This window comes from Alteromonas hispanica (assembly GCF_010500915.1).
Classification (GTDB): domain Bacteria; phylum Pseudomonadota; class Gammaproteobacteria; order Enterobacterales; family Alteromonadaceae; genus Alteromonas; species Alteromonas hispanica.
On record NZ_JAAAWP010000002.1, the window covers coordinates 546,541 to 558,550 of the forward strand.

Here is a 12,010-nt window from a genome sequence, read left to right on the forward strand (position 1 = left end):
TAGCTGTCGAAAGAAGATTTTCAGTCCCCTTCGTCTAGAGGCCTAGGACACCGCCCTTTCACGGCGGTAACAGGGGTTCGAATCCCCTAGGGGACGCCATTTTAATCGCGTCACAGTCGGTCAATACTGTGAAAAAGGCTGGAGTTTTTTAAACTCCTGACTGAAAGTTTGGTAAGGAAAAGGTCGCTCAGTTCGCTGGCTCACTTCGCCTTACTGAAAATCTTGAAAGCGTAGCTTTCGAGAGAAGATTTTCAGTCCCCTTCGTCTAGAGGCCTAGGACACCGCCCTTTCACGGCGGTAACAGGGGTTCGAATCCCCTAGGGGACGCCATATAAGAAAACCAGCCATCAGGCTGGTTTTTTTGTTTTTGGGGTCTGAATCTTTATCTATACGGGCTGGTATTGTTGCTCATTAGTGCTGCGTTTCCCCTCACTGTGCCTTTTCTCTTTCCTTTTTTGCAGACCACAGACGCTAATTGAAGGGAGTGTTATAGAAGCACTTTGCTCAAAATTCGTAGAACAAAGAACAACAGCCCTAATTATTTAAGTGCAAAAAAAATTATACGATGCGCTCTTAAGTGGTGACTTTCATTTAATGCGGCGCACCGCTTGGCGCATACTTTGTTAGTGGCAGATGATATTATTAAAAGTAAAGCTAATATAAAAAGAATGAGGTCATTATGCAGGATTATTCAATTGGAACGCCTGGCAAGCCGTGGGGCGCCGAAGAGAAAGCTCAATGGTATGATCAGCAAAGCGTGAAGCGCAGCGTTAAAGAAGAGGTTTTTGATAAGTTAACACATATCATTCCAGACGGATTTCGACTGCAACAATATGGAGCACTGCCATACGATGAAGAGCGTTATCCTCTTTATGCTGTAGTACCGAATTCATTCGACGAAAGTAAGCCCTCGGCATTAGTTACCGGCGGGGTTCATGGTTATGAGACTAGCGGAGTGCAGGGAGCACTAAAATTTATTCAAACGCAGTTGGCGGCTTATACCGTTGATTTCAATATTGTTGTTGTACCCTGTGTAAGTCCTTGGGGATATGAGACCATCAATAGATGGAATCCGTTAGCGATAGATCCCAACCGTTCTTTTCATGCGGATTCACCAGCGCCTGAGTCACAACAGTTAATGCACTTTATTGCATCGCTGGGCATGGAGTTGTCGTTACATATCGACTTGCACGAAACGACTGACACAGATAACAGCGAGTTTAGACCTGCTTTGGCGGCGCGAGATGGAACGACTCACGACAACTGGAATATTCCAGACGGCTTTTACACAGTAGCAAACACGCCCAACCCGCAGCTTGCTTTCCAACAGGCAGTAATCGACGCTGTTCGCAATGTTACTCATATTGCCCCTGCTGATGGAAACGGAAAGATAATTGGTGCCGATGTAATGAGCGAAGGGGTTATCTGTTATGACAAGAAGTCGCTGTTTTTATGCGGTGGTATGACTGACGCTAAATACGTTACCACAACGGAAGTATATCCAGACAGTGACAATGCAACGCCAGAAAACTGTAATGATGCTCAAGTTGCAGCGGTGTGCGCGGCGCTCGATTTTATAAAATAAGTCTCACACGTGATAAATTATTTAGACGCTTGAACGTTTAGACGTCTAGATGTATATTGAGCCTTCTTTCAAAGGAGGCTTTCTGTGTTTACTTTTTCGGCAGTAATATATAACGGCAATAAACAAATATTAATTCGACACGATTGTAAAACCGACACTGAGTTTTCTGATTATTTAGAATCGCAATACGGCTGTCACGTTTGCTTGTGGTCGAACAAAGAGCTTTCTGAAAGCACGCTGGCAAACATAGCAGCGGCAAAGAAAGTTCAGTAATCCTTAGACACAAAGAAGTAAAAAATGACGTACCCAATTTCTCCTTGCAAAGCGCAATGCAAACTCGACGAAAATGATATATGTGCCGGTTGTCATCGAACCATTGACGAAATAGTTAACTGGGCTAATTACACCAACGAACAAAAGATCGCAGTGTTCGAAAGACTCGAAACGCAATCTCACCCCGACTAATAAAAACCGAATAAAAACCGGACAGTCACTTAAAGCGAACAACGGACAGTCACTCAAAACACTCCCCCCCTTCAACATAAACCAAAACGAACTTCCTATGTTCAAATCATAAACATAGACTCACAAACCTATTTTTAATCAGTTAGCTCAAACGTCTTATAATTAACGTTCATCGCGTAGCTAGGTACTCGTCTTTTTGGTAAACTCCGCGCCGATTTTAGATACTTATTTCGAGCCAAATTCCGAATGAAAATAATGTTAGCCCCGATGGAAGGGGTAGTTGATCACCTGATGAGAGATATGTTGACCCGCGTTGGCGGTTTTGATCAATGTGTGACGGAATTTGTTCGCGTAGTCGACCAGAAATTACCTAAAAAAACGTTCTATAAGATTTGTCCAGAGCTTCATACCGATGGTAAAACTGCGTCGGGTGTTCCTGTGCGGGTTCAATTATTAGGGCAGCACGCACAGTGGCTTGCTGAAAATGCGGAAACAGCGGTAGAACTGGGCTCGCCAGGCGTTGATTTGAACTTTGGATGTCCGGCTAAAACCGTGAACAAAAGTAAAGGGGGTGCGGTGCTCCTTAGAGAAACTCAAACGCTTTACGATATTGTGAAAGCGGTTAGAGATGCTGTACCTCAGCATATACCTGTATCGGCAAAAATTAGGCTCGGTTTTGAGGATAAATCGTTAGCGGTTGATAATGCGATAGCGATAACGGAAGCTGGTGCCTCTGAGCTTGTCGTGCATGCACGAACGAAAACAGAAGGGTATAAACCGCCAGCATATTGGAACTGGATTGCAAAAATTAAGCAACACACGGATATACCTTTGGTCGCTAACGGTGAGATATGGAACGCAGATGATGCGAAAAACTGTCAAGAGCAATCCGATTGTATAAATTTGATGGTTGGACGTGGAGCCCTTGCGATGCCGAACCTTGCGCGTAGCATAAAGCATGGCGACACACCGATGCCATGGCCTGAGTTAGCGGCCTTGCTAATACAATATTCTGGCTATGAGATCTATGGTGATAAGGGAAGGTATTATCCGAATAGAATAAAGCAATGGTGTGGCTACTTGAAGAGACAGTATCCGCAAGCTGAAGTGTTATTCAATGATATTAGGCGGCTCACTAACTCCCAAGATATTGTAGATGTGTTAGCACGCCAGTCTTCTCAATAAAACGCAGGTTTATCCCAGACCTGCTTGGTTTTAGGAGGGTAATTGACTACTCTGAAATGGCAACAGAGAGTAAGTTACATGTCTCACTTCTTAAAACAATTAAAACTAATCTGGGGAACTCATGAAATCAGCAACATCAAAGCTGACGCTGCTGTTGGTCTGCACTATGTCTTTGCTTACGGCAGGATGCAGCGCGAAGCCTAACAAAAGTGATGCGCAGCCATCAAAAGTCACCATAAACCCAAATCCGTATCCAAGCACTTACAAGCCAATAGAGGGAGAGCCAACCCTCATCACTAACGTCACCATCTTAGATGGCGTGGGGAATCGGTTTGATAATGGCAGTATCTATTTTGTGGACGGAAAAATTCAAGCCATAGCTGAAAGTGGACAGACACTCGACGTCTCTGAAAATGCAAAAATCATTGATGGAAAGGGTAAGTGGGTCACGCCAGGAATTATTGATAATCACAGTCACTTAGGCGTGTATCCATCACCTTCAACTCGCTCTCACTCCGATGGAAATGAAATGACTAACCCTGTCACTGCGCAGGTTTGGGCTGAGCATTCGGTATGGCCACAAGATCCTGGTTTTGGTCGAGCACTGGCCGGCGGGGTAACAACCTTACAAATTTTGCCTGGGTCTGCGAACTTATTTGGCGGACGTTCTGTGGTTTTGAAAAATGTGCCGAACAGAACTATGCAAGATATGAAGTTTCCCGATGCGCCATACGGAATGAAAATGGCTTGTGGTGAAAACCCTAAGCGAGTATACGGTCAAAAGGGTGGCCCGATGACGCGTATGGGGAATGTTGCAGGTTATCGTCAGGCATGGTCTGACGCACAAGATTACATGCGCAAGTGGGAAGCGTATGAAAGAGACTATGAAGCAGGAAAAAACCCTAAAGCGCCTAAGCGAGATCTTAAACTCGAGACGTTAGCCGGTGTGCTTGAGGGAGATATTCGTGTACATATGCATTGCTACCGCGCCGACGAGATGACGGTGATGATGGATGTAATGAAAGAGTTTAACTATCAAATTGGCACGTTCCATCACGCTGTCGAGGCCTACAAAATTGCTGATAAGTTGAAAGAAAACGACGTTTGCTCGGCAATGTGGGCCGATTGGTGGGGCTTTAAGATGGAAGCCTACGATGGCATTCGCGAGAATATTCCTGCAGTGCACAATGCTGGGGCTTGCGCTATTGTTCATTCAGACAGTGACCTAGGGATCCAAAGACTTAACCAAGAAGCTGCGAAAGCGTGGTCTGATGGTAAGCGCGCTGGTATTGATATCCCCATGAAAGATGCTTGGTTGTGGCTTTCAGCAAATCCTGCAAAATCATTGGGTATATTCGATAAGACTGGTTCGCTAGAAGCGGGGAAACAAGCTGATATCGTACTGTGGAACGGCAATCCTTTTTCTACCTACACCAAGGCTGAGCATGTTTATATCGATGGTGGTTTAGCATACTCACTAACAGATAGTTCAACCTGGCCAGTGAGTGACTTTGAGTTAGGACAAGTTGGTGAAGGAGATAGCAAATGAAAAAATTAATCACACTAGTTACCGCTCTCTCAATGGTCTCTTCAATTGCGGCGGAAAATATTGCTATCGTTGGTGGCAAAGTGCACACCATGACATCTGCCGGCGTATTAGAAAAAGGTACCGTATTATTATCTGACGGGCGAATAAGCGCAGTTTTTGCTGATGGTGAAGTGCCACAAGGTTATAAGGTTATTGATGCAAGCGGCAAGGTAGTTACGCCAGGTTTTGTAGGCGCACTTACATCTTTAGGGCTAGTAGAGGTTTCATCATCGTCTGGGGTCGTGGACTCTAGCGTAGAAAAAACGCCAATCACAAACACTGGTGCGGCGTTTGACGTTCAGTATGCCATTAATACTGATAGTTCTTTGATTCCAGTAACGCGTTTAGAGGGAGTAACTTCAGCCGCTACTACTGTGAGTAATGGTGAATTTTTGTTTGGCGGTAAAGGGGCTGTTATAAGTCTTGACGGATTTGCGCCTGTGCTGAAAGCCGGTGCTTTCATGACAGTAGATGCTGGTAGCGGTGGTGCTGAAATCTCTGGCGGCTCACGAGCTTCACTATGGGTGATGCTAGACAAGGTGTTCAACGAGGCGAAAAATGCCAAAGATAACCTTTCTGCTGAAAAGCCCTGGTATGGCATTAATACCCGTTTAGATGTAAGTGCACTTAAGCAGGTGATTGCAGGTGACATGCCATTGTTCATGCGTGCCGATAGGGCATCTGATATTCGCCAAGTCATTGCGTTTAAGAAAAGACATTCTTCTATAAATGTCATTCTTGTTCATGGCGTAGAAGCTTGGAGGGTGGCCAATCAATTGGCTGATGCTGAGATACCGGTAATAATAGACCCTGAATATAATTTGCCGGGTGGCTTTGATCAGATGGGGGCCACGCTTAAAAATGCTGCTAGGTTGCATAACGCTGGGGTGCAAGTTGCTATTGGCATGGATACTCATAACATTCGACTGGCAGCGCAACATGCGGGCAATGCAGTTGCAAATGGTCTGGATTACGAGGCTGGCCTGGCAAGTCTTACTAAGGTACCAGCTCAGATTTTAGGGCTAGAAAGCCAGCTGGGAAGTTTGGTTAAGGGCGCAAGAGCAGACGTTGTAATTTGGTCTGGAGATCCACTGGAAGTAACGCAAGCTGCTGAATCTGTTTTTATTGGAGGAAAGGCCATCAAAATGGAGTCAAGGCAAACTAAGCTTCGAGATAGGTATTTAACGCTACAAGATTCTGAGTACACTATGCCTTCTCAATACGAACGCAGTGCCCAGTAATTTGTGATAACCGATAAAGTGGCTGCCGCCTATTTCAGAGTAAATTCAGAATTAGCGCAGCCATTTTTTATGACAGATATTGAATAGCATTTTTCACGTTTGGCCTAGTGCCTCTATTGCACTTCTCGGCGAAGGTGGTCATATTATCAGGCTCACCCACGGGGCCGGAAAAAAGCATTTCGAACCGGCTGGTTATGATATGCCATTTCTTTTGCTCTAAACCCAATGTTGATAGCAGTCGAGTTGGGAACCTTGGTGGTTCACGATTAGTCTTTGTTTGTTTTGCCGTTAGTGTTGCACACAGCAATTCCTTGTAATCATGAAAATTAAATGACAAGTGAGCTGTGTTGTTTAATGCAAGAGCGCTCGGCGATTTATCCTTACAGTCTTTGACATTCGGTGCTTGGTCTTTAAACAACATAAGATATTTGGGACGTTTTCTCGCTTTGTGAGCATTCAGACGATAGTGGATACTCGTATATTTAGAGTTATTCAAGGAAGTTGCGATGTTCGCTCTAATTGGATTTAGGTCGACATAGGCCATAACGGCCGCTAGTGCTTTTTCGTCCAAAATGGCTTGCGAGCGAAATCGTCTTTCCCAAAAATAGCCTTTACAATCGTCCTCTTTGTTTGCCCTTCTAGCGATATACTCGTTAAGCAACCTCATAAACCAGCTAACGCTTTGTAGCCTTTCTCGATATTGCACAGATAATGCTTTCAGTTCGTTCAACTCGGCTTCGGAGCAAGCTTGAGGATTGCTGGCCGAGCCTTCCTTCTCTAGCGCTCTATTCTCTAGATAGAATCGAACAACAGGAGGACATTTATAAAACATTCTCCACCGCAAGAAAACTTCGTCCATCGACCAGCCTTCTGCACGACCTTTTGCAATGTGAAGCACGACATGAATATGATTGTGCATAACAGCATACGCACATAAGTCGATAGCAAACGCCTGGGTTAATTTGTGTAACCTATCGGTAAACCACTTGCGCCTATGTTCGTAGTTGATGCCAGTTTTAACATCTTTACCGCATAGAAAAGACTGTCTAACACAGCGTGAAGTGCAGTGATAATAGGGCGTAATGTCTGTATTAATTTGTTTGTAGCGAGGTAAAGGCATGTCCATATCCCAACTGTTTTTTATTATTATGAACAAAAAACTAAGGATGTGAACTGAGCTTTAGAGCAGGATTGTATCGGTCATTTATAGCAGGTAGCTCGTTTAAACACACATAGTGAAGCCTAAATGTGAAGCTAAATTGTGCAGTCACTCGTGCGAGTAGTGCGAGTAGTGGACAGTCATTCACAAACGAATAAGTGACTGTCCCATAGAGATTTATCAAAACAGTTTAGCTGTTAACTGAGCGCTAACTAAGTGACTGTCCAATGCCAGTACGGCTTGACCTCAATTAGGCAAAAACATCCACTCGGCTGCCCAGTCTGCTATCCGAGCGGTTTGGACTTGGTTCATTCGACTGTTGGGGCTGACTTGTTTGGCTCGACTGACGCTCCTGTTCAGAACGTAACTCTTGACGCTGCGGAGCCTGTGTCGTCGACTCTAAAATAGTTGATACCGGTGCAGAGTTAACTGAAGAAACATCCATAAAGACTCCTCTTTTGAAAAACCATATTCACTCGTTAAAAGATAGCACAAAAATCATTCAGCTAATATTAAACTTCTGAGGCTTTTGTCCATCAACTCAGCTATCTTTGGCTGCGCTTCGGCATTTGGGTGAATTCCATCGTTTTGCATTAAGCTGTCGTTAAGTGCAATCTCTTCAAGAAAGAAAGGAACGAGATGAATAGCATTCCTCTCAGCAACTATGGAATAACTTTCCGTGAACATCTTTGTATATCTATTACCGTAATTTGAGGGGATCTGCATCTGCTGAAGAAAAACTTCGGCACCACTTTCTTTCGCTGCTTTCACTAAAGCATCTAAATTATTTCTAATTTTCTTTATATTATGCCCCTGCAATCCGTCGTTTCCACCCAACTCAATTAAAATGTAAGACGGCATATGCTGTTCAATAAGACGAGGTAGCCTAGCTAGTCCACCGTCTGTTGTTTCACCACTTACCGCAGCATTTACAATATCGATCGGAATGTTGTCGTTTTGCCAGTGTTTTTGTAACAAACTAACCCAACCTTGGTGCTGCTGTAATCCGTACGCTGCCGATAAACTATCGCCAACAACAAGTAAGGTTGCTTCATGGGCGCTAGACGAGGATTTCTCTTGATCTGAAAGCGCGTGAAACGGTATTAAGACAATGAGCAAAAACGCAAAAAATTGACGATAACTAACGAACACGAATTGATGACCCCTATGATTAAAACAAGCACGGTAACTAAAACGGTAAATACGAGCGAAGGCTCTTTGCAGATCCTTCAGCCAATCTCTTTTGAAGTCAAGGCTGGTGAGTCCGTTGCAATTATTGGTGCGTCAGGCTCCGGTAAATCAACTTTACTTGGTCTATTGGCTGGGCTTGATGAAGTCACCAGCGGAGAAATATACCTAGATGGTGAAGCGCTTCATAATATGGATGAAGAGCAGCGAGCCGTTCTTAGAGGGAGCAAAGTGGGGTTTATCTTCCAAAGTTTTATGCTGGTACAGAGCCTTACCGCACTGGAGAATGTTATGTTGCCTGCCGAGATCTCAGGTCTCGACAACCCCAAAAAGCTGGCTATGGATATACTTGAACAAGTGGGGCTTGCACACCGCGCTCATCATTTTCCCAATCAGCTATCAGGCGGAGAGCAGCAGCGGGTTGCAATTGCCAGGGCATTTATTACCTCGCCAAAGATTCTATTTGCCGACGAACCAACCGGAAATTTGGATGCTAAAAACAGTGGCAAAATAGAAGAGCTGCTTTTTGAGCTAAACCGAAATACTGGTACAACGCTTGTGCTTGTAACTCACGATACCGAGTTAGCAGAGCATTGTGATAGACAGCTTACGATGCATGCAGGTGAATTGACAGAAACCACATCTGCATCTACATCACCTAGCGAGGTTAGCTAGATGTCTATGACTTTTAATCTCGCGTGGCGACTATTTAAACACGAGGCCCGACGTGGTGAGCTCACGATAATACTGCTTGCCATTGTATTGTCGGTAGGGGCTGTTCTCTCACTTTCGCTTTTCAGTGAGCGCTTGCAGGGCGCGCTTAAATCTCGCTCGGCAGCGTTTATCGCAGCCGATGCGCAGCTTCGTTCAGATAAGCCTATTGATGAAAGTTGGCTGGTGAAAGCAAAAGCCGAAGACTTAAACACGGCGAAGCAAGTATCGACACGCTCAATGGTATTTAAAGACGACGATATGTCGTTGGTAGATTTAAGAGCGGTAAACGAACACTATCCTCTCAAGGGTATGGTTGGCGTAGCCGAGGTGCCTTTTGGACAGAAAAAGGACACCAACACACTTCCGGAGCGTGGGGAAGCTTGGGTGCAGTCAAGACTCTTCCAATCGCTTAAATTGCAGGTGGGAGATAAAATTGATATTGGTGACGCTCGGGTGACGGTAACTCGAGTACTTGCAGATATTCCTGATGCGGGTTTTAGTGTTTTTAACACCGACCCTATTGTACTGATGAGAATGGAAGACTTGCCGTCTGCAAATATCACCGGCCCTGGAAGTAGAGCGAGATATATCAGTTATTTTGCTGGAGAAGCCTCGGATGTAAAGAGTTACTCATCGTGGTTATTACCCCAACTAAACGACGATCTGCACTCGTGGCGCACAGTACAGGACGATGAGTCTGCTATTGGCCGCTCAGTGGCCCGCGCTGAGCGTTATTTCCTTTTAGCTAGCTTGTTGGCAATTGTACTGGCTGCGGTGTCTATCGCTGTAGCTGCCCAGCGTTATGCTCAACGCCACTTCGATCCGGTTGCGATTATGAAAACATTAGGCGCAACTAAACAAACCATCAGGAAAGTGTACCTAATTCAAATTCTGTTGATAACGCTGCTGGGTATTCTTATTGGACTGGTTGTGGGCTTTATAGGTCAGCATGTAGTAGTGTCTTTGGTAGCCGATAGAGTAGATGTCTCTTTGAATGTGTGGCATTGGCGGCCGGTAATTATCGCCATTGCGACTGGCGCTACTTGTGCAATATTATTTTCGCTCTATCCGCTGTTGCAGCTTTTTTCTGTGCCTCCGCTTCGAGTATTACGCAAAGATTTAGATGCGAGCCTACGCTCTAGAAGTATTCAGTTTGTTGCTTCGGGGGGAGCCATTTTTGCGCTGATGTGGATGTACAGCCAAGATTTAAAAATTAGCGCTATTCTCTTCGCCTCTGGCGCCGCGTTGGTAATTGGCCTTCTTGTTGCTACTTACTTCCTTATTGCAATAGGTAGAAAGCTTGGAAGCGGCAGTATCGGGCCATGGCAGCTTGCTTGGGCACGTATAAAGCGCAGAGCAATGGATAATAGTGTACAGCTTATCAGCTTTTCCATCACGATCATGCTGTTGCTGGTTGTTTTAGTGATGAGAAACGATATGGTTTCACAGTGGCGTGCTCAGCTACCTCAGGGGACGCCTAACTATTTCCTAACAAACATAACCCCTGATATTCAGAAACGATTGGACAGACACTTTTCTGATAACAGTGTTGATATTAATGAATTTTTCCCAGTAACGCGTGGGCGCTTTGTTTCTGTCAATGGAGAAGGGGTTAACACTGAAGTTTCAAAAGAAGAAGAGTCATCTAATGAGGGCAGAAGAGGGCTTGGCCGAGAAGCTAATCTCACGTGGGGCAACTCGCTGCAAAAAGAGAATGAAATAATAGAGGGAGTTTGGCATGGCGAGCTAGACTCAGATTACGACAAGGGTTGGTATCCAGTATCGGTTGAAGAGGGTGTGGCAGAGCGTTTAGATATCAAGATGGGAGACATGCTCAACTTCAATGTCGGTAGCGAGATAGTGAAAACGAAGGTCACTAGCCTTCGAAAAGTAAACTGGCAGACCATGCAGCCCAACTTCTTTTTTGTTATTCACCCAGAAGCGATGGCGGCATTCAGTCCTACCTATATAACCAGCTTTTATCTTCCTACTGATAGGAAAGACGAGTTAACCAAGCTATTAAAGCCTTTTGCCTCTGTCACCATGTTTGATGTTGATGCACGAATTAACCAACTAAGAGATATTGTTGAGCAAGTTTCAGTAGCTGTTGAATTTATACTAGTGCTTGTATTGATGGCTGGCAGTTTGGTACTTATTGCCCAAGTGCAGGCTAGCATGGACGAACGCCGCCAAGAAATAGCGATTTTGCGTACTTTAGGGGCCAAAGGCAGTTTAATTAGAAAGAGTGTTGTGTTTGAGTTTTTGATCATTGGCACCGTTGCCGGTTTTATGGCGGCGCTGGCAAATGAACTAAGCCTGTATTTACTGCAAACGAACGTGTTTCAAATGTCTGCCACACTTCATGTTGAGTATTGGTTCGTAGCTCCCGCCGTTGGTGCGCTAGTCGTCGGAGTACTTGGAGCCATAGGATGTTGGAGACTATTGACGCTCAATACCGGCGAATTGCTTCGAAAAATGGTTTAAGGGGCACCGTATTAAGCGTATTAAAAAGTTCGTGGACAGTCACTTAAATTCAAAAACGGACAGTCACTCGTTAAAAGAGTGTCTGTCCGTTTTCTCTGTCTCTTGCTGCGTTCTGGACTGCCCAATGAGTCCGGACAATGAGTGACTGTCCAATTACACCACTGGCCAGTTATACCTTCATTACACGTAACTGGCCGGTATTCGCTTCAGGTAATATTTGGAGTTATTCCGAGTGACTGTCCGATGTCGCTAACTGGGGGCGTTCGCCGTCACTTCTAGTAATTGAATTGGAGCGCTACTTCTTCAAAAATTTTTGCTAGATACAAGGAATGAAAGGAGTTGTCTGCAAGCGTTGCTTACAGACAGCTGTTCGTTGAATATTAGCATTAGTTATTTCGCTT

General features: G+C 44.8%; 11 protein-coding genes and 2 tRNA genes. 10 read left to right on the forward strand and 3 right to left on the reverse strand.

Going from position 1 to position 12,010, the window contains the following annotated elements; genetic code table 11:
- Positions 1-23 precede the first annotated feature (23 nt).
- The 8 genes from GTW09_RS05330 (at position 24) to GTW09_RS05365 (ending at position 6,064) form a co-directional block, all read left to right on the forward strand.
- A tRNA-Glu gene (locus GTW09_RS05330) sits at positions 24-99 on the forward strand.
- Positions 100-254: 155 nt separating this feature from the next.
- Positions 255-330, forward strand: a tRNA-Glu gene (locus tag GTW09_RS05335).
- 349 nt (positions 331-679) lie between these two features.
- Positions 680-1,585, forward strand: coding sequence for a M14 family metallopeptidase (locus GTW09_RS05340; RefSeq protein ID WP_163110615.1), 906 nt, complete (start codon positions 680-682; stop codon positions 1,583-1,585).
- Positions 1,586-1,669: 84 nt separating this feature from the next.
- On the forward strand, positions 1,670-1,858 hold the full coding sequence (locus GTW09_RS05345) for a hypothetical protein (RefSeq protein ID WP_163110617.1): 189 nt from the start codon (positions 1,670-1,672) through the stop codon (positions 1,856-1,858).
- 24 nt (positions 1,859-1,882) lie between these two features.
- Complete coding sequence (locus tag GTW09_RS05350; protein WP_100971361.1) at positions 1,883-2,050, forward strand: DUF1289 domain-containing protein; 168 nt, start codon at positions 1,883-1,885, stop codon at positions 2,048-2,050.
- A 246-nt stretch (positions 2,051-2,296) separates the two neighbouring features.
- Complete coding sequence (dusC, locus tag GTW09_RS05355) at positions 2,297-3,235, forward strand: tRNA dihydrouridine(16) synthase DusC (protein ID WP_071979418.1); 939 nt, start codon at positions 2,297-2,299, stop codon at positions 3,233-3,235.
- A gap of 121 nt (positions 3,236-3,356) precedes the next feature.
- On the forward strand, positions 3,357-4,784 hold the full coding sequence (locus GTW09_RS05360) for an amidohydrolase (protein WP_163110619.1): 1,428 nt from the start codon (positions 3,357-3,359) through the stop codon (positions 4,782-4,784).
- Complete coding sequence (locus tag GTW09_RS05365) at positions 4,781-6,064, forward strand: amidohydrolase family protein (protein ID WP_163110621.1); 1,284 nt, start codon at positions 4,781-4,783, stop codon at positions 6,062-6,064. Before GTW09_RS05360 ends, GTW09_RS05365 begins: the two co-directional genes overlap by 4 nt.
- A 67-nt stretch (positions 6,065-6,131) precedes the next feature.
- Here the strand turns inward: GTW09_RS05365 and GTW09_RS05370 are convergent, their stop codons facing one another.
- The 3 genes from GTW09_RS05370 to GTW09_RS05380 form a co-directional block, all read right to left on the reverse strand.
- Positions 6,132-7,184, reverse strand: coding sequence for a transposase (locus GTW09_RS05370; RefSeq protein ID WP_163110623.1), 1,053 nt, complete (start codon positions 7,182-7,184; stop codon positions 6,132-6,134).
- A gap of 289 nt (positions 7,185-7,473) precedes the next feature.
- Complete coding sequence (locus GTW09_RS05375) at positions 7,474-7,668, reverse strand: hypothetical protein (protein WP_163110625.1); 195 nt, start codon at positions 7,666-7,668, stop codon at positions 7,474-7,476.
- A gap of 53 nt (positions 7,669-7,721) precedes the next feature.
- On the reverse strand, positions 7,722-8,375 hold the full coding sequence (locus GTW09_RS05380; protein WP_163110627.1) for a GDSL-type esterase/lipase family protein: 654 nt from the start codon (positions 8,373-8,375) through the stop codon (positions 7,722-7,724).
- A 15-nt stretch (positions 8,376-8,390) separates the two neighbouring features.
- Between GTW09_RS05380 and GTW09_RS05385 the strand changes: the two genes are divergently transcribed.
- Both GTW09_RS05385 and GTW09_RS05390 read left to right on the forward strand, forming a co-directional pair.
- Entirely contained in the window at positions 8,391-9,086 is a 696-nt protein-coding gene (locus GTW09_RS05385; protein WP_100973194.1) for an ABC transporter ATP-binding protein, read from the forward strand.
- Positions 9,087-11,609 carry an ABC transporter permease gene (locus GTW09_RS05390; protein ID WP_163110629.1) on the forward strand — a complete coding sequence of 841 codons (2,523 nt, stop codon included), beginning with the start codon at positions 9,087-9,089 and terminating at the stop codon, positions 11,607-11,609. It abuts the gene before it with no gap.
- Positions 11,610-12,010 lie beyond the last annotated feature (401 nt).